The organism is Microbacterium sp. BWR-S6Y (assembly GCF_041379845.1).
Taxonomy (GTDB): domain Bacteria; phylum Actinomycetota; class Actinomycetes; order Actinomycetales; family Microbacteriaceae; genus Microbacterium; species Microbacterium hydrothermale.
Genome location: NZ_JBFECV010000003.1, coordinates 216,352 through 233,907 on the forward strand (window position 1 = coordinate 216,352; position 17,556 = coordinate 233,907).

Here is a 17,556-nt window from a genome sequence, read left to right on the forward strand (position 1 = left end):
CCATGGCGTCTGACGCTGTCGTCGTCGGGCGCACCGGTTCCGGCTCCCTCGCTCTCCTGACCCTCGGGGGTGAGGCCCTCCCGCCCGAGGAGGTTCCCTCCGACCGCCTCGCCGACGCCGTCGCCGACCGCGAGGCGCGAGGAGAGGTCCGCTGGATCTGGGCCGACACGGCATCCGTCTACCCGGCGCTGCTCGCGGCGGGCGTCCGGGTCGCCCGCGCCTGGGACGTGCGCCTGGCGCACGGCATCCTGCGCGACGCCCACGACGTCGTCGACGATCACGGACTCCGCGCCCACCGGGAGTGGGATGCCGGCATCTCGGCTCCCGCGACGACCGACACGCTCTTCGACCTCGGCGACAGCCCGACCGCCCTGCCCGACACGCTCGACGCGGTCGCCGCCGAGTATCACCGCCAGCTCGGCGCCCTCGCCTCGGCCGCGGCTCCGGGAGCACTCCGTCTGCTGTGCGCCGCGGAGTCCGCGGGCGCCCTGATCGCCGCCGAACTGCACGCGGCGGGCGTGCCGTGGAGCCGTCGCGCACACGAGGAGATGCTCGAGCGCGAGCTCGGCGGACGACGCGGGGGAGGCCTGCCGGAGCGCATCGAGCGCACGGCCGCGGTCGTGCGCGCCGCCCTCGACGACCCCACGGCGTCGCTCGACTCGCAACCGCGGCTGCTGCGATCGCTGCACCGGGCGGGCCTGCTCGTGAACTCGACCAGTCGGTGGGAACTGGCCGAGCACGATCACCCCGCCGTCGCCCCGCTCATCGCCTACAAGAAGCTCATGCGCCTCTACACGGCCAACGGCTGGGCGTGGCTGCAGGAGTGGGTGCAGGACGACCGCTTCCGCCCCGTGTACGTCCCCGCCGGAGTGGTCACCGGCCGGTGGGCGTCGTCGGGTGGGGGCGCCCTGCAGATCCCCCGCGCGCTACGCACGGCCGTCCGCGCCGACCCGGGATGGACGCTCGTCACAGCTGACGTGGCGCAGCTCGAACCCCGCGTCCTGGCGGCGATGGCGCGCGACACGGCGTTGGCCGAAGCGGCATCCGGTCGCGATCTCTACGCCGGCATCGTCGAACGCGGAGCCGTCGCCAGCCGCGCCGAGGCCAAGCTCGCGATGCTCGGCGCCATGTACGGCGCCACCACGGGGGAGAGCGGTCGGCTCCTTCCGCGGCTGCGCCGCACCTTCCCGCGGGCGATGCGGCTCGTCGACGACGCGGCGCGCGTCGGCGAGGACGGGGGAGTGGTGCGCACGTGGCTCGGACGCACCTCACCCGCCGCGGGAGAGGCCTGGCAGCACCTTCAGTCGCGCGCGAGCGACGCCGCGGCATCCGGAGTCGACGAGAACCGCGCCCGCCGCTCGGCGCGCGATCGGGGCCGGTTCACCCGCAACTTCGTCGTGCAGGGCACGGCCGCCGAGTGGGCCCTCGCGTGGCTCGCCGATCTGCGCGCGCGTCTCGCCGCTTTTCCGGCCGTGGATGCCGCCCACGCGGCGCCCGCGTCGGGTCCGGTGTTCGCGCGGGTGCCGCACCTGGCGTTCTTCCTTCACGACGAGATCGTCGTGCACACGCCCCTCGCGCACGCCGACGCCGTCGCGGACGCCGTGCGCGCATCCGCGGCATCCGCGGGTCGACTGCTGTTCGGGACGTTCCCGATCGACTTCCCCCTCGACCTGCGCATCGGCGAGACGGCCGAGAAGGGCTGAGCGACCCGCGTAGACTCGACGGAGCGAATGGGTCGGCTGGACGGTCGCGTCACGGGTTCGCCCGTGCCGAGGAACGTCCGGGCTCCACAGGGCAGGACGGTGGGTAACGCCCACCCGGAGTGATCCGCGAGACAGTGCCACAGAGAGCAGACCGCCCGCGCTTCACGGCGCGAGTAAGGGTGAAAGGGTGGTGTAAGAGACCACCGGGGTCGTGGTGACACGACCCGCGAGGTAAACCTCGTCCGGAGCAAGGCCAGACAGGGGATGCAGACGCGGCTCGCCGAGTCCCCGGGTAGGCCGCTGGAGCGGCACGGCAACGTGTCGCCGAGAGAGATGACCGTCCACGGAGACGTCCCGCTCGTCGGAACGCCTCCCGGACAGAACCCGGCGTACAGGCCGGCCCATTCGCCCCTCGACAACACAGCGCAGCACAGCACGACACAGCACGATGGCCCCGCCCGCTCCGAAGAGCGACGGGGCCATCATGCCGTGCGGTGGTCTCAGGCGCCCGAGCTGTACCCGGGGCCCGTGGGCGGAGGCGCCATGCCCCCTCCGGCGAGTCCGCGCCGAGCGCGCTCCTCATCGGCGCGCAGGATGCCGTTCCTCACGGCCGTGCGCATGATCAGGTACCCGATCCAGATCGCGAGCGCCAGGATCGCGATGTAGGCGAGGAATCCGACGATCAGGACGCCGATTCCGAGCCCCGCGGCGGCGCCGCTGTAGTCATTGCTCACGATGTTCCCCCTCTGTGTCGTGTGCATCGATGCGCTCGACGCTAGGGGGCCGGGCTCCCGCGCGGCATCCGTTTGACGGCGGGCGCGCCGATTCGGTAGGGGCGTGGGACGTGCCGGGGCGAGTGTCGGACATATGTTCTACACTCGATCTCGGCCGGGGAAGGGAGCCGGTGCATGGGGTCGACGAGAGTCAGCGACGAGATGGTCGCGCGCGTGCTGGCATCCATCGCTCCCTGCACGCTCCAGCCCGAGACCTGGGGCTCCCGACCCATCGAGTGGTACGCGCAGAAGCGCGCCGTGTGGGCCTGGGTGACGTGGCCCAATCGCGCCGCGACGCGCGAGCCGGCCTGGGCGACCGGCGGTAACGATCGCGTGGTCATGCTGGAGGTGCCCTGCGAGGGCGGTCACTGGGCGCCGGTGGTGTGGCGCAACGCGGTGAGCGTGCGCGACGCGGCGGCGTGAGAGATCAGGGGCACAGGGAGGCGAGAGCGGCCCGCGCGACGATCCCGATCTCCGCGCCGTCCGTGAGCTGTCTTTTTCCGACCGCAACGACCGCCGACGATCCGGGCTGCATCTGCGCGTGAGCAGAGCAGTACTTCCACCCCGCGGAGAGCACCGTGTCGTCCCGGGAGACCGCGACGACACCCCCGCGCGGGGCGCCGGCGCGCACCTCGGCCAGGAAGCCACCCGGATCGGGCGGCACCGTGGCGAGGGAGAACCGGGGAACGGCCGCCGCCTCCGCGTACTCGAGCGAGATCGACACGATCGCCCCGACGACGAGAAGGGCCGCCAACGCCCGGCGCGCGGTCACCCGCATCAGTCGTCGCTCGGGCACAGCACGCTCCGCGCCGCGTCGGCGATCACCCGGTCGTCGCCGGGCGAGAGCGAGACACCCGCGACGGCCTCGGGAAGAGACGGTCTGTCGTCGACCTCGACCGCGAGGAAGCAGAAGTCCTGGCCGACTTCCTCGAGCGCTTCATCGGGCAACGCCTGCACGGGGCTGTCTTCCGGGAGCCCCGCGCGGACGGCGGCCACGAATTCGGCAGGCGCCGTCTCTACCGCGACCTGCGGTCGCGCCGTCTCGACCTCGTCGGAGTCGGCGTCGCTCCACCACCCCCGCTCGCTCACGATGTATCCCGTCCCGGACGGCGCGGCCTCCGCGGCCGGCGAACAGGCGGTCAGCGTGGCGACGGCACCCGCGGCGAGCATCAGGATGCCGCCCGCCCCGCGCCTCACTTGACGGCGGGCAGCGCCTCGGGAACCGGCACCGCGAGCGAGGCCGCACCGATGATGCCGGCGTTGTTGCGGTGCTTCGCGGGGACGATCGGCGCACGCAGGTTCAGCAGGGGCAGGAAGTGCTCGGAGTGCTTCGACACGCCACCGCCGACGACGATGAGGTCGGGGCTGAAGAGGAACTCGACGTAGTCGTAGTACCACTGCAGCCGCTTGGCCCACTTCTCCCACGACAGCTCTTCGCGCTCGAGCGCGGAGTAGGCAGCGAAGTGCTCGGCATCCTTCTTGTGTCCGGCGCGCTGCAGGTGCCCCAGCTCGCTGTTCGGGACGAGGACGCCGTCGTAGATCATGGCCGAACCGATGCCGGTGCCCAGGGTGGTGAGGATCACGAGACCCTCGATCCCCTTCGCCGCGCCGTAGCGCACCTCGGCGATACCGGCCACGTCGGCGTCGTTGGCGAAGTGAATGTCGCGCGACAGGCCCTGCTCGAAGAACTTCTCGGCCTCGAAGCCGATCCACGACTTCGACACGTTCGCCGCCGACAGCGTGCGCCCGCCCTTGACGATCGCGGGGAACGCGACGCCGAGCGGCAGATCGGCGGGGGCCTCGAGCGTCTCGAGCACCTGCTTCACCGCGGCGAGCACGTCGGCGGGTTCCGCGCCCTCCGGAGTGGCGACCTTCACCCGGTCGCTGATGAGCTCCCCGGCATCCAGATCGACGATTCCGGCCTTGATGCCGGTTCCGCCGATGTCCACTCCGACCGCACGAGACGCATTCGTTGCCATACCCCTCAGCCTATCCAGGCGCGGGGTCGGCATCAGTAGGATCAGGAGAGCACCGGCGGTTCCGCGCCGATTCGCGAACGCACGGGAGGAGCCATCGTGAGCGACGAGAATGAGAAGTACTGGTACAACCTCGAGACCGGACAGGTCGAGAAGGGGTACGAGTCGCCCGCGATCGACCGCGCCGGACCGTTCGACACCGCCGAAGAGGCCGCCGCGGCTCCGCAGCTGCTCAAGCAGCGCGCCAAGCAGTGGGCCGACGAAGAGGCCCAGGACGACTGAGAGTCGGGCCCGACCCACCGACTGCCCCCGAAACGAAGGATGACGATGGACAAGCAGCGCGATTTCGTCCTGCGCACGATCGAGGAGCGCGGCGTCAAGTTCGTCCGCCTGTGGTTCACCGACGTGGTCGGCACGCTCAAGTCGGTGGCGATCGCGCCGGCCGAGGTGGAGGGGGCCTTCACCGAGGGCCTCGGCTTCGACGGATCGGCGATCGAGGGCCTGACCCGCTCCTACGAGTCCGACCTCCTCGCCCACCCCGACCCCACGACGTTCCAGATCCTGCCGTGGCGGGGAGAGATCGACCCCACGGCGCGCATGTTCTGCGACATCACGACGCCCGACGGACAGCCAGCCGTCGCCGACCCCCGTCACGTGCTCAAGCGCACCCTGGCCAAGGCCGCCGACGCGGGGTTCACGTTCTACACGCACCCCGAGATCGAGTTCTACCTGCTGAAGTCGTCGCAGCTCGGCCCCGACGGCAAGCCGCAGCCGGTCGACTCGGCGGGCTACTTCGACAACGTCCCCGGCGGCACCGCGCACGACTTCCGTCGCCGCTCGGTGCGCATGCTCGAGGACCTCGGCATCTCGGTGGAGTTCAGCCACCACGAGGGCGGACCGGGACAGAACGAGATCGACCTGCGGTACGCCGACGCCCTGACCACGGCCGACAACATCATGACCTTCCGCACCGTGGTGAAGGAGGTCGCGATCGAGCAGGGCGTGTACGCCACCTTCATGCCCAAGCCCATCAGCGGGCAGCCCGGCAGCGGCATGCACACGCACCTCTCGCTGTTCGAGGGCGACATGAACGCGTTCTATGAAGAGGGCGCGCAGTACCAGCTGTCGAAGGTGGGCCGGCACTTCATCGCGGGCCTCCTGCGCCACGCGAACGAGATCTCGGCCGTGACGAACCAGTTCGTCAACTCGTACAAGCGCCTGTGGGGCGGCGACGAAGCCCCGAGCTTCATCTGCTGGGGCCACAACAACCGCTCGGCGCTCGTGCGCGTGCCGCTGTACAAGCCGAACAAGGGCCAGTCGACGCGCGTCGAGTACCGCGCCCTCGACTCCGCGGCGAACCCGTACCTGTCGTACGCGCTCATGCTCGCGGCCGGCCTCAAGGGCATCGAAGAGGAGTACGAGCTCCCCGCCGAGGCCGAAGACAACGTCTGGTCGCTCAGCGACGCCGAGCGCCGCGCGCTGGGGTACGCGCCGCTGCCCGCGAGCCTCGACCACGCCCTCGAGTACCTCGAGGAGTCCGAGCTCGTCGCCGAGACGCTGGGCGAGACCGTCTTCAAGTACGTGCTGCTCAACAAGCGCCGCGAGTGGCAGCAGTACCGCGCGCAGGTGACGCCGTTCGAGCTCGCGAGCAACCTCGAAGCGCTCTGACGAGCGAACGATGACCTCGGGCGACCGTTCCACCGCGCTCACCGCCCTCGCCCGCACCGGCTTCTCGCAGCTCACCGAAGCAGACACCCTGCTCGGTGAGCTCGAGGAGTCGGTCGGCGTCGATCGGGCGGATGCCATGCAGCTCGCGCAGCGCGTGGCGGATCCCGATCGCGCGCTCCGGGCGGTCCTGCAGGTCGCGCGTCGGGATGCCGACGCCGTCCGCCGCGCGGCCGCCGACGCGGGAGCCTGGCGCGCGCTGTGGGACATCGTCGGGGCCTCCGACGGCTTCGCGGAGTTCTACCTCCGGCATCCCGACGAGCTCGTGCACCTGTCGGGGGCGGGTCTGACCCTGCCCGACGAGCCGACCATGCGCGCGGAGCTGTTGGCATCCGTGGGAGACGACGACGGCTTCGCGGCCGACGCGACGGATGCCGCCTGGGTGGCCCTGCGGGTGAGGTACCGGCGGCTGCTCGCTCGCATCGCGGCGTACGACCTCGGCCAGGACGACCCGGCGGCCGCCATCGACGTGGTCTCCGCGTCGCTCGCCGACCTCGCGGGAGCGGCCCTCGAGGCCTCGCTCAGCGTCGCGCGGGCGCGCGTCGCGGGGTCGGGGCCCGGGTGCTTCCCCCGTGAGCAGGTGGCGGCGACGCGCTTCTCGATCATCGCGATGGGCAAGACCGGCGCGCGCGAGCTCAACTACGTCAGCGACGTCGACGTGATCTTCGTGGGGGGCTCCGCCGACGAAGACGTGGTGTCGGAGGCGCGCGCGATCGACATCGGCACGCGCCTGGCCGTGCAGACGATGCGCGGCATCTCGGGCGCCGAGATCGAGCCGCCCCTCTGGGAGGTCGATCCCAACCTGCGCCCCGAGGGCAAGCAGGGAGCCCTCGTGCGCAGCCTCGCCTCGCATCAGCAGTACTACGCGCGGTGGGCGAAGAGCTGGGAGTTCCAGGCGCTGCTCAAGGCGCGTGCGATCGCGGGCGACACGACCCTGGGCGCCGAGTACGTCGCCGCGGTGCAGCCGCTCGTCTGGCACAGCGCGGCGCGCGAGAACTTCGTCGAGGGCGTCCAGCGCATGCGCGAGCGGGTGACCGACCACATCCCCGCGGCGGAGGTCAACCGTCAGCTCAAGCTCGGCCCCGGCGGCATCCGCGACGTCGAGTTCACCGTGCAGCTGCTGCAGCTCGTGCACGGGCTGACCGACGAACGCATCCGCCAGCGGGGGACGCTCGAAGCGCTCGACGCGCTCGTCGCGGAGGGCTACATCGGCCGGAGCGAGGCCGAGGCGTTCGCCCGCAACTACCGTCAGCTGCGCCTTCTCGAGCACCGTCTGCAACTGCGGGGGCTCCGCCGCACGGCCCTGCTGCCCGAGAAGGACGACGACCTGCGCGTGCTCGCGCGGGCGACGCGGCTCGCCGACTCGGCATCCGGGATCCAGGCCGTCTGGGAAGGCATCAAGCGCGAGGTCCGCGACATCCACGTGCGCCTGTTCTACCGCCCGCTGCTCTCGGCGGTCGCCGCCCTCCCGGAGGGGGAGCGGACGCTGTCGACCGAGCAGGCGCGCGATCGACTGGCCGCGATCGGATTCCGCGACCCCGCGGGCGCCCTGCGCCACATCGCCGCGCTCACGAGTGGTCTGAGCCGCAAGGCGACGATCCAGCGGCACCTCATGCCGATCATGATCCGGTGGTTCGCCGACGGCGTCGACCCCGATTACGGGCTGCTCGTGTTCCGCCGTATCAGCGAGCGGCTCGGCAACACTCCGTGGTTCCTGCGGATGCTGCGCGATTCCGCCGGCGCCGCCGAGAGCCTCACGCGCGTGCTGTCGGGTTCGCGCTACATCGGCGAGCTGATGGAGTGGATCCCCGAGTCGGTCGCGTGGCTCGACGACGACGCCCTCCTGCGTCCGCGCTCCGGCAAGGCGCTCGAAGACGAGGCGCGGGCGATCCAGACCCGGTGGCAGAACATCGACGACGCGATGCGGTCCGTTCGGGCGCTGCGGCGACGCGAGATGCTGCGGGTCGCCATGGCCGCCGTGCTGGGCACCGTGTCGCTCGAGGAGCTCTCCGACGCCCTCACCACGATCACCGAGGTGACGATCCAGGCCACGCTGCGCGCGGTGCGTCGGGTCGTGGTGCCTCCCGAAGACGACGATCTCGACTTCGCGGTCATCGCCATGGGACGCTTCGGCGGCCGCGAGCTCGGATTCGGGTCGGATGCCGATGTGATGTACGTCTACCGCGCGAACGGCGTCGACCCGCAGCGCGCGAGCCAGCTGGCGCTCAAGCTCGTGGCCGGCCTGCGCGAGCAGTCCGAGGATCACCGTCTGCCGCTCGACCTCGACGCCGAGCTGCGGCCCGAGGGACGCAGCGGTCCGCTGGCGCGTTCGATCGAGGCCTACGCCGAGTACTACCGCCGGTGGTCGCTGTCGTGGGAGGCGCAGGCGCTGCTGCGCGCCCGAGGGGTCGCGGGTAGCGTCAAGCTCATCCGGTCGTTTCTCGAACTCGCCGACGAGGTGCGGTACCCGGTCTCCGCCGATCAGAACGGGCTGCGCGAGATCCGCCGCATCAAGGCACGCGTCGAGAACGAGAGGCTGCCGCAGGGCGCCGACCCCGCACGTCACCTGAAGCTCGGGCCGGGGTCGCTCAGCGACGTCGAGTGGCTCGTGCAACTGCTGCAGCTGCAGCACGCGCGCACGGTGCCCGAGATGCGCACGACGTCGACGCTGGGCGCGCTCGAAGCTGCGACGCGCGCGGGTCTCGTCGACGTCGACGCGAGCGAGAAGCTCGCGGCCGCGTGGCACCTGGCCAGCCGCCTGCGCTCGGCCAACACGCTGCTGTCGGGTCAGACCAGTGACATCCTCCCCGTCGACCGCGGGCGGCTCGACGGCATCGGCCGCATCCTCGAATACCCTCCCCGGTCGGCCACGCAGGTCGAGGAGGACTACCTCGGCGCGACCCGGCGAGCCCGTCGCGTGTTCGACAAGCTGTTCTACGGCTGAGCAGCCCGCGTGGCATCCGTCGCTCGATGGATGCCACGCGGTTCGGTCCCGGTCGTCGCCGGTGTTCTCCGTGCGTGAGGCGCTCGCGTCCCGAGCATGCCGTCTCGGCCCGGCCGTCGCCTCATGCCTCCTCAGGACATCAGACGCTCGCGCACCTCGCGCCGCTGGACCTTCCCGATGAGCGAGCGCGGCAGGTCGTCGACGACGACCACGCGGCGGGGGACCTTGTACGCCGCGAGCCGCTGCTTGCAGAAGTCGCGGATCGCCTCGGGTTCGACCTGCACGCCCTCGCGCAGCACGATCGCGGCCGCGACGTCTTCGCCGCCGCTCGATTTGGGCAGGGCGACCACCGCCGCACCGGCGATGTCGGGGTGGGAGGTGAGCACGTCTTCGACCTCGCTCGGCGAGACGTTGAAGCCGCCCGTGATGATGATCTCTTTCAACCGGTCGACGATCGTCACGAACCCGTCGGGGGAGACCGAGGCGATGTCTCCCGTGCGCAGCCACCCGCCGGCGAGCAGCGTCGCCGCCGTGTCGGAGGGGCGGTTCCAGTAGCCCTGGAACACCTGCGGACCGCGCAGGAGCAGCTCGCCGGGTTCGCCCAGGGGGAGGTCGACGCGCGGATCTTCGGGGTCGACCACCCGGATCTCGGTGCTGGGGAACGGCACACCCACCGTGCCGGGGCGCCGTGAGGGACCGATCGGATTGCCCAGGGCCACCGGCGACGACTCGGTCATGCCGTAGCCCTCGACGAGCAGACCCCCGGTGGCCGCCTCCCAGCGGTCGACGGTGGCGACGGGCAGGCTCATCGCCCCCGAGATCGCGAAGCGCACGCTCTTCAGATCGATCGCTCCGCGCGCGGCCGCGCGGGCGAGCTGGTCGTAGATGGGCGGCACGGCGGGAAGGAAGGTGGGCGGGCTCTTCTTCGAGGCGGCGACGACCAGGTCGAGGTCGTACTTCGGGAAGAGTACGAGCTTCGCGCCGATACTCATCGCGAAGGTGAGGCACAGCGTGAGACCGTAGGCGTGGAAGAGGGGCAGCACCCCGTAGAAGGTCTCTTCGCCGTCGCGCAGCCCCGGGACCCACGCGCGCCCCTGCATGGCGTTCGCGCGCAGGTTGGCGTGGGTGAGCACGGCACCCTTCGGGCTTCCGGTCGTGCCGCTGGTGTACTGCAGGAGCGCGATGTCGTCGAGCACCGGCCCCGCGTGCTTGCGCGAGAGCGAGCCGTGAGTGAGCAGCGTCTTCCACGCGATGGGACGCCGCGACGCGGGGCGGGCGGTCAGCTGAGCGCGCGCCGCTCGTGCCTTCGCGACGGGCAGGCGGAGGGCGAGACGCTGGGCGAGGGGCAGGGCGGCGGTGATGTCGACGCTCACGATGTGCTCGAGAGCGAGGTCGGAGGGGAACTCGGCGACCGTGTCGGCCAGCTTGTCCCACACGATGGCGAAGCGTGCACCGTGGTCTTCAAACTGATGGCGCAGCTCTCGCGGCGTGTAGAGCGGATTGTGCTCGATGACGATGGCCCCGAGTCGCAGTGCCGCGTAGAAACCGACCACGTGCTGCGGCGAGTTGGGCAGGACCAGCGCCACCCGATCGTCGGCGCGGACCCCGAGGCGGCGCAGCCCTTCCGCCGCCCGCGCGACCTGCTCACCGAGCTCGCGGTAGGTGGTGGCCGCGCCGAAGAACTCGAGCGCGGTCTTCTTGCCGAACCGCGCGACGGAGGCGGCGAGCATCTCGGGCAGCGTCTGCGAGGGGGCGTCGATCTCGAGCGGCACGCCCTCGGCGTACGAGGTCGACCACGGTCGCGAGGCGTAAGGGGAGTCCGGCATGCCTCCATCCTCGCGTGCCCCACCGACATCGCAGCGGAGGGGCGCCTGTGCGGATGCCGGGAAGCCGGCTCGCTCGAGGGACGCGTCGGCGTGCCGAGTCGACGCAACGTGTTTCGATGGGGGAGTGCACGTCCGACCGTCGACCGAGACCGACGGGTTCCGCCTCGTCGAGATCCCCGCGCCGTGAAGAACGTCACCGAGCGGTGGACGCGACAGCTCGACGCGAGCCTGCAGCGCCTCGGGCGTGCCCGGGCGATCCTGGCGGTGCTCACGATCCTGGTGATGGGCGCCGTGATCGCCGCGTTCGCTCTCTCCGCCCTCGCACAGATCGCCGCGGGAGACCTGCAGTGGACCGACACGCTGGGCTCCGGTCGCCGCCGCATGCCCGCGGTCGTCGTCGTCGGAATCGGCGGCCCGCTGGACGTGCTGTTCGTCGTCTACGGCGCCGGTCTGGTGGGCCGTCTCGTCCGCCGGTGGCCGGAGATCCCCGCTCGCCGCGCACGGTGACCTCGCGCGCCTGACGCCGGGGGCCTACCCTGTCGGGCATGTGCCGCAACATCGTCCCCCTGCACAACTTCGCACCCCCGCCGACGGATGCCGAGTGCCACGACGCCGCGCTGCAGTTCGTCCGCAAGATCGTGGGCACCACGACGCCGTCGCGCGCCAACCAGGACGTCTTCGATCGCGCCGTCGCCGAGATCACGGCATCCGTGCGCCATCTGCTCGACGATCTCGTGACCAGCGCGCCGCCGAAGGTGCGCGAGGTCGAGGCCGCGAAGCGGCAGGCGCGTTCGGCCGAACGCTACGAGGCGATCCGGGTGTTCCAGGAGCAGAAGCGCGCGGCGCGCGCCGACTGAGCGTCGGCCCCTCCGGATGCCACGACCGCGGCATCCGCCCGCGAAACGACGGCGCCCGCCCCCGCGAAACGGCGGGGACGGGCGTCGTCGTGATGATCGGGCGATCAGACCCCGAAGTACAGCTCGTACTCGAAGGGGTGCGGGCGCTGAGCGATCGGCTGGATCTCGTTCTCGATCTTGTACTCGATCCAGGTGTCGATGAGCTCCTGCGTGAAGACGCCACCGGCGAGCAGGAACTCGTGGTCGGCGCGCAGGGCCTCGAGCGAGTCGAGCAGCGAGTTCGGAACCTGCGGGATGTTCTTGGCCTCTTCGGCGGGGAGCTCGTAGAGGTCCTTGTCGACGGGCTCGTGCGGCTCGATGCGGTTCTTGATGCCGTCGATGCCGGCCATCAGCTGGGCCGCGAACGCGAGGTACGGGTTGCCCGAGGCGTCGGGCGCGCGGAACTCGATGCGCTTGGCCTTGGGGTTCGAACCCGTGATCGGGATGCGGATGGCCGCGGAGCGGTTACCTGCCGAGTACACCAGGTTGACCGGAGCCTCGAAGCCCTTCACCAGGCGGTGGTAGCTGTTGAGGGTCGGGTTGGTGAAGGCGAGCACCGCGGGAGCGTGCGCCAGCAGACCGCCGATGTACCAGCGGGCGATGTCGGAGAGCCCGCCGTAGCCGGTCTCGTCGTAGAACAGCGGCTTGCCGTCGTTCCACAGCGACTGGTGCGTGTGCATGCCCGAGCCGTTGTCGCCGAAGAGCGGCTTCGGCATGAAGGTCGCGACCTTGCCCCACTGCTCGCAGGTGTTCTTGACGATGTACTTGAACTTCAGGATGTCGTCGGCCGCGTGCAGCATCGTGTCGAAGCGGTAGTTGATCTCCTGCTGACCACCGGTGCCGACCTCGTGGTGCGAGCGCTCGAGCGCGAAGCCCGCCTCGATCAGCTTGAGGGTGATGTCGTCGCGGAGGTCCGCCGTCTTGTCGACGGGGGAGACGGGGAAGTAGCCGCCCTTGTAGGGGGTCTTGTTGGCGAGGTTGCCGCCCTCTTCCTCACGGCCCGTGTTCCACGCGCCCTCTTCGGAGTCGACCGAGTAGAAGCTCGAGTTCTGCTTCACCTCGTAACGCACGTCGTCGAAGATGTAGAACTCGGCCTCGGGCGCGAAGAACGCGGTGTCGGCGATGCCGGTGGAGGCGAGGTACTTCTCGGCCTTCTTGGCGACCTGGCGCGGGTCCTTGCCGTAGATCTCGCCGTTGCGCGGGTTGTAGATGTCGAAGATCATGACGAGGGTCTTGGCCTCGCGGAACTGGTCGACGTACGCCGTGGTGACGTCGGGGATCAGCTGCATGTCCGACTCGTGGATGTTCGCGAACCCGCGGATCGACGAGCCGTCGAACAGCTGTCCGACGGTGAAGAACTCCTCGTCGACGGTCGAGGCGGGGATGTTGAAGTGCTGCTGCACACCAGGAAGATCCGTGAAACGGATGTCGAGGAACTTGACGTCCTCGTCCTGGATGAACTTCAGCACCTCGGACGAATCTTTGAACATGAAGACTCCAGAGGTAGAACATTCGGGATCATGCCGGCCTCGGCCAGCCTCCTCGACCCTACCCAGAACCGGTGTCCCGGTCATATCTCGCATGTTTCCGGGATGTTACGCCGACCCGATTACGCTGGATGCCGTGACCGTCTCCGCCGAGAACGACTATCCGGGCCAGCGGCTCGGCCTTCCCCGCGAGGGTCGCGGCTCGATCGCCCGGCCGGGCCGCCGCATCGCGGCGCTGCTGATCGACGTCGCCAGCGCCGGTCTGATCGGCTTCGCGTTCTTCTCCAGCCCCGACCCGGTCACGGGCGTCCCGTTCGCCAACCCCATCGCGACGAACCTCATCTTCTTCGCGGTGCAGATCCTCTTCATCCCGCTGCTGGGCGGTAGCCCGGGTCACCGACTCATGGGGATGCGTCTCGAATTGGCATCCGGAGGCTGGGTCGGATTCTGGCGGCCCATCGTGCGCACCGTGCTGCTGGCCCTCATCATCCCCGCCGTCGTGTGGGACGCCGATCAGCGAGGCCTGCACGACAAGGCCGTCGGAACGGTGCTCGTCCGCAGCTGAGCGTCCGTCCCGCGGGTCCCCGGGAACGACGAGAAAGGCCCCCGCTGAGCGGGGGCCTTTTCACGAGGTCAACGGGGGCGCGGTGCGCGCATCTTGGTGGGGTCGACGCCCTTCGGGATGGGCAGCGACGACAGCCCCTGAGAGACCGACGAGACACGCTTGATGACCGCGGCCATGGTGGCGCGGTCGACCTTCTTGGGCAGGGCCTTGATGGTCGAGGCGAGCTTGGCGATGGGCACCTCGTCGTCGCCGTGTCCGACGTAGAGCACCGTGACGGGCACACCGGCCGCGACGCGCAGGACGCGCGAGCGCTCCTCGCCGACCAGCCGCGTGAGACGGTTGCGATTGCCCTCGCCGATCAGCACGACGCCGCCGCGGCCGATCGCGCGGTAGAGGGCTTCCTGAGTGCGGGGGTTGACGCCGACCGGGGTCTCGGAGGCCTGCCAGTTGCGGCCGAGCGACGACGACAGCACGTGACCGGTCGCCCCGGGCATGCCGTCGATCTTCTTGTACATCGCCGTGGTCGACAGCCGCGTCATGGTGATCATGGCGGCCAGGATGCCGGCGAGCAGTCCCGTGACGCCCCACAGGATGACGCTCCACACCGCCAGCGGCGGGATCAGGAAGCCGATGAGCACGCCGACGGCGATGCCCACCAGGACGATGCCCGCGAGCAGGAAGGGCAGCCAGCGGTACTCCTTCTGCGTGAAGGTGTAGAGCGTTCGGAGCTGCGAGAAGAAGCCCGGACGCTTCTCGGGCGTGGTGGTGCGAGCGGCCATGAGACCGATTCTATCTTCGCCGCGCACCGTTCCTCCCCAGGCGGGGGACCGCGGCCGTCATCCCCATTCCGCCGCCGTGCCGCCACGCGCCGTCGCGAACTCGCCGACGATCGGGGAATGACCGCCGCGACCCCCTCCCTCCCCGTCGAACCGTTCACCGCCTACCTGCAGCGGCGAGGCGCCAGCGCCACCGCGCTGACCGCGGGCGAGGTCGTCACCGCCACCATCGGCCTCCTGCGCGGATGCCGATCCGCGCACAGGACCGACGAGGGAGCCACCTGGTGGCTCACGGCGCACGGACGACCGGTGGTCGTGTCCGACGCAGGCGCGCCCGACGTCGTGTCGACGACGGCGGACGGCCTCGATCGACTCGCCGCCCTCACCCCCGACCGGGCCACGCGGGACCTCGTGTCGCGGGCCGGACAGGCGGTAGCGACTCGTTCCCCTCGCGAGTGGGAGGCCATGGAGAGGCGCCTCTTCGCGCACGCGGACCCCGAACCCCTCGTCCTGGGGCCGCTGACACCGAGGGCGACGATCGAACCGCCCGTCGTCGCCCCCGCGTCCCTCGCCGGGGGCGTGTTCGACGCGCTCGACACGGGCCTCCTCGACGACGTGCAGCGGAGCCTCTCGCGGCTGCGCGACGGCTGGCTCACTTCGTCACGGATCCGCGCGGCGGTCATCGGCGGCGCACTGGCCGTCGTCCTCGTCGTCGCGGCGGTGGTGCTCCTCCCCGGTGGTCGCGGATCCGCGCCCTCGTCCGCCCCCACCGCGACGGCCTCGGCGACGACATCGGTCGTTCCGCACCCGTCGGCGACGTCATCGTGGCCGGTCGACGAACGCGTTCCTCTGTCCGACGATGCGACCGACGTCGCGCGGACGCTGTTCGCGCAGATCTCCCGGTGCGGAAGCGACCTCGCGTGCCGCGGCGCTCTCGAAGAACCCTCGACGTTCCGCCGCGAATCGCTCCTGCCCGACGCGGAGCACGCGGACATCTCTCTGCTCGAGGACTTCGGCGGCGTCATCGTCGTGCGCGTCGCCGACGCGACCCGTTCGCAGTACGTCACCCTCGTCCGCTTCAACGACAGATGGCTGGTCCGCGCCGTCGAAACGGTCGCGGACCAGCCATCATGAGCCGGTGCTCAGCGGAGTCAGATGCCGAGATCGCCCTCGAACTGCGCCGCCTCGAGGCGAGCCTTGACCGCGCCGAGGAAGCGCGCGGCGTCGGCGCCGTCGATGATGCGGTGGTCGTACGACAGGGCCAGGTAGACGTAGGAGCGCACCGAGATGGCATCCTTCCCATCGACCGTGACGACACCCGGCTTCTTCACCACGGCACCGAGGCCGAGGATCGCCGACTGAGGCAGGAACACGATGGGCGTGTCGAACAGCGCGCCGCGCGAACCGGTGTTGGTCAGCGTGAACGTGCCGCCCGCGAGCTCGTCGGGCTTGAGCTTGTTGTCGCGCGTGCGCGCCGCGAGATCGGCGATCTCACGGGCGAGCTGAGCGATGTTCTTCTCACCCGCGTCCTTGACGACCGGCGTGAGCAGGCCGCGCTCGGTGTCGACGGCGATCGCCACGTTCTCGTGAGCGGGGTAGACGATCTCGTCGCCCTCCACCGTGGAGTTGATGATCGGGTAGGTCTTCAGCGCCTCGATGGCCGCGATCGCGAAGAAGGGGAGGAACGACAGCTTGTCGCCCGTCTTCTGCTGGAACTCGCCCTTGACGCGGTCGCGCAGCGCCGCGACCTTGGTCACGTCGACCTCGACGACGGTGGTGAGCTGAGCGGTCGCCTGCATCGACGCCACGGCGCGCTCGGCGATGACCTTGCGCAGGCGCGACATCTTCTGGGTCGTTCCGCGCAGCGGCGAGACCTCCACCGGCGCGGACGCTGCGGCGGCCGGAGCCGGGCTAGCGGACGCGGCCGGAGCCGACGCTGCCGCCTCCGCGGCCTTCAGCACGTCTTCCTTGCGGATGCGACCGCCGACGCCGCTGCCCTTGACGGACTTCAGGTCGACTCCCTGCTGCTGCGCAAGACGACGCACGAGGGGGGTGACGTAGGTGACGTCGTCGTTCGACGACGCGGCGGGGGCCTGCTCCGCCGGCTTCTCGGCGGCGGGGGCGGGCTGCGCGGCGGGGGCGGGCTGCTCCGCCGGCTTCTCCTGCTCGGCCGGCTTCTGCTCCGCGGCGGGGGCGGGCTCCTCGGCAGGCTTCTCTTCGGCGGCCGGGGCGGCGGGCGCCTCCTCCTTCGCCGCGGCGGGGGCGCCGCTTCCGATGCGCGCGAGGGCGGCACCGACGTTCACGGTCTCGTCCTCCTGCACGAGGATCTCCTGCAGGGTGCCGGCGACCGGCGAGGGGATCTCGGTGTCGACCTTGTCGGTCGAGATCTCCAGCAGCGGCTCATCGACGGCCACGTCGTCTCCGACGGCCTTGAGCCAGCGGGTAACCGTGCCCTCGGTGACGCTCTCGCCCAGCTCGGGGAGGGTCACCTCGGTGGCGTCGCCGGAGGCGGCCGGAGCCGACTGCTCGGCCGGAGCGGACTGCTCGGCGGGGGCGGAGGCGGCGGGAGCCGGCTCTTCGGCCGGCGCGGATTCCGCCGCGGCGGGAGCGGCCTGCGGGGCGTCGTCGCTGGAGGACGCGCCCGAACCGTCGCCGATCTTGGCGAGGACGGCGCCGACCTCGACGGTCTCGTCTTCCTGGACGAGGATCTCTTCGATCACGCCCGAGACGGGCGAAGGGATCTCGGTGTCGACCTTGTCGGTCGAGATCTCCAACAGCCCCTCATCCTCCTGGACGGTGTCCCCGACCTGCTTGAGCCAGCGGGTGACCGTTCCCTCGGTGACGCTCTCGCCGAGAGCGGGGAGGACGACGGATGTGCTCATGGA

The 17,556-nt window shown here is 70.7% G+C and carries 17 protein-coding genes and 1 other RNA gene; 10 read left to right on the plus strand and 8 right to left on the minus strand.

The window, feature by feature from the left end; genetic code table 11:
• The first annotated feature begins 2 nt into the window (after nt 1-2).
• Complete coding sequence (locus tag AB1K56_RS08185) at nt 3-1,703, plus strand: bifunctional 3'-5' exonuclease/DNA polymerase (RefSeq protein WP_371205255.1); 1,701 nt, start codon at nt 3-5, stop codon at nt 1,701-1,703.
• 28 nt (nt 1,704-1,731) lie between these two features.
• Nucleotides 1,732-2,111: RNase P RNA component class A (gene rnpB / locus AB1K56_RS08190), an RNA gene on the plus strand.
• 92 nt (nt 2,112-2,203) lie between these two features.
• Here rnpB and AB1K56_RS08195 read toward each other — a convergent pair.
• Nucleotides 2,204-2,437 (minus strand): hypothetical protein, encoded by a 234-nt coding sequence (locus tag AB1K56_RS08195; RefSeq protein ID WP_371205256.1) that lies wholly within the window; start codon nt 2,435-2,437, stop codon nt 2,204-2,206.
• A 174-nt stretch (nt 2,438-2,611) separates the two neighbouring features.
• On the opposite strand from AB1K56_RS08195, the gene AB1K56_RS08200 reads away from it, so the two are divergent.
• The gene (locus AB1K56_RS08200) at nt 2,612-2,899 is read left to right on the plus strand and encodes a hypothetical protein (RefSeq protein ID WP_264630829.1); all 288 of its coding nucleotides are present in this window, start codon (nt 2,612-2,614) and stop codon (nt 2,897-2,899) included.
• Nucleotides 2,900-2,903: 4 nt separating this feature from the next.
• Here AB1K56_RS08200 and AB1K56_RS08205 read toward each other — a convergent pair whose 3' ends face one another.
• The 3 genes from AB1K56_RS08205 to ppgK are packed head-to-tail and all read right to left on the minus strand — an operon-like array spanning nt 2,904 to nt 4,455.
• Nucleotides 2,904-3,272 carry a hypothetical protein gene (locus AB1K56_RS08205; protein WP_371205257.1) on the minus strand — a complete coding sequence of 123 codons (369 nt, stop codon included), beginning with the start codon at nt 3,270-3,272 and terminating at the stop codon, nt 2,904-2,906.
• Nucleotides 3,254-3,673 carry a hypothetical protein gene (locus tag AB1K56_RS08210; RefSeq protein ID WP_371205258.1) on the minus strand — a complete coding sequence of 140 codons (420 nt, stop codon included), beginning with the start codon at nt 3,671-3,673 and terminating at the stop codon, nt 3,254-3,256. The genes AB1K56_RS08205 and AB1K56_RS08210 overlap by 19 nt, the downstream gene beginning before the upstream one ends.
• Nucleotides 3,670-4,455: a polyphosphate--glucose phosphotransferase gene (gene ppgK, locus AB1K56_RS08215; RefSeq protein WP_371205259.1), complete on the minus strand. Its 786-nt coding sequence runs from the start codon at nt 4,453-4,455 to the stop codon at nt 3,670-3,672. The genes AB1K56_RS08210 and ppgK overlap by 4 nt, the downstream gene beginning before the upstream one ends.
• Before the next feature lie 96 nt (nt 4,456-4,551).
• On the opposite strand from ppgK, the gene AB1K56_RS08220 reads away from it, so the two are divergent.
• From AB1K56_RS08220 to AB1K56_RS08230, 3 genes are read left to right on the plus strand one after another with little or no spacing between them, the layout of a single operon-like run.
• Complete coding sequence (locus tag AB1K56_RS08220) at nt 4,552-4,734, plus strand: SPOR domain-containing protein (RefSeq protein WP_136585608.1); 183 nt, start codon at nt 4,552-4,554, stop codon at nt 4,732-4,734.
• Nucleotides 4,735-4,779: 45 nt separating this feature from the next.
• Complete coding sequence (gene glnA, locus AB1K56_RS08225) at nt 4,780-6,120, plus strand: type I glutamate--ammonia ligase (RefSeq protein WP_136585609.1); 1,341 nt, start codon at nt 4,780-4,782, stop codon at nt 6,118-6,120.
• 10 nt (nt 6,121-6,130) lie between these two features.
• On the plus strand, nt 6,131-9,121 hold the full coding sequence (locus AB1K56_RS08230; protein ID WP_371205260.1) for a bifunctional [glutamine synthetase] adenylyltransferase/[glutamine synthetase]-adenylyl-L-tyrosine phosphorylase: 2,991 nt from the start codon (nt 6,131-6,133) through the stop codon (nt 9,119-9,121).
• A 131-nt stretch (nt 9,122-9,252) separates the two neighbouring features.
• Here the strand turns inward: AB1K56_RS08230 and AB1K56_RS08235 are convergent, their stop codons facing one another.
• The gene (locus AB1K56_RS08235; protein WP_371205261.1) at nt 9,253-10,947 is read right to left on the minus strand and encodes a long-chain-fatty-acid--CoA ligase; all 1,695 of its coding nucleotides are present in this window, start codon (nt 10,945-10,947) and stop codon (nt 9,253-9,255) included.
• Between the two features lie 183 nt (nt 10,948-11,130).
• Here AB1K56_RS08235 and AB1K56_RS08240 point away from each other — a divergent pair, with 183 nt between their 5' ends.
• Together AB1K56_RS08240 and AB1K56_RS08245 are read left to right on the plus strand one after the other, a co-directional pair.
• Nucleotides 11,131-11,454: a hypothetical protein gene (locus AB1K56_RS08240; protein ID WP_371205262.1), complete on the plus strand. Its 324-nt coding sequence runs from the start codon at nt 11,131-11,133 to the stop codon at nt 11,452-11,454.
• Between the two features lie 38 nt (nt 11,455-11,492).
• A complete protein-coding gene (locus AB1K56_RS08245; protein WP_371205263.1) occupies nt 11,493-11,804 on the plus strand; it encodes a DUF2277 domain-containing protein in 312 nt (103 codons plus the stop codon).
• Between the two features lie 104 nt (nt 11,805-11,908).
• Here AB1K56_RS08245 and glnA (AB1K56_RS08250) read toward each other — a convergent pair whose 3' ends face one another.
• A complete protein-coding gene (gene glnA, locus AB1K56_RS08250) occupies nt 11,909-13,333 on the minus strand; it encodes a type I glutamate--ammonia ligase (protein WP_136585614.1) in 1,425 nt (474 codons plus the stop codon).
• A 91-nt stretch (nt 13,334-13,424) separates the two neighbouring features.
• Between glnA (AB1K56_RS08250) and AB1K56_RS08255 the strand changes: the two genes are divergently transcribed.
• Nucleotides 13,425-13,895, plus strand: coding sequence for an RDD family protein (locus tag AB1K56_RS08255; RefSeq protein WP_371205264.1), 471 nt, complete (start codon nt 13,425-13,427; stop codon nt 13,893-13,895).
• A 68-nt stretch (nt 13,896-13,963) separates the two neighbouring features.
• Here the strand turns inward: AB1K56_RS08255 and AB1K56_RS08260 are convergent, their stop codons facing one another.
• On the minus strand, nt 13,964-14,674 hold the full coding sequence (locus AB1K56_RS08260; RefSeq protein WP_136585616.1) for a DUF4191 domain-containing protein: 711 nt from the start codon (nt 14,672-14,674) through the stop codon (nt 13,964-13,966).
• A gap of 117 nt (nt 14,675-14,791) precedes the next feature.
• Between AB1K56_RS08260 and AB1K56_RS08265 the strand changes: the two genes are divergently transcribed.
• Complete coding sequence (locus AB1K56_RS08265) at nt 14,792-15,805, plus strand: hypothetical protein (RefSeq protein WP_371205265.1); 1,014 nt, start codon at nt 14,792-14,794, stop codon at nt 15,803-15,805.
• Between the two features lie 17 nt (nt 15,806-15,822).
• Here AB1K56_RS08265 and sucB read toward each other — a convergent pair whose 3' ends face one another.
• Nucleotides 15,823-17,553 (minus strand): 2-oxoglutarate dehydrogenase, E2 component, dihydrolipoamide succinyltransferase, encoded by a 1,731-nt coding sequence (gene sucB / locus AB1K56_RS08270; RefSeq protein WP_371205266.1) that lies wholly within the window; start codon nt 17,551-17,553, stop codon nt 15,823-15,825.
• Nucleotides 17,554-17,556: the final 3 nt, after the last annotated feature.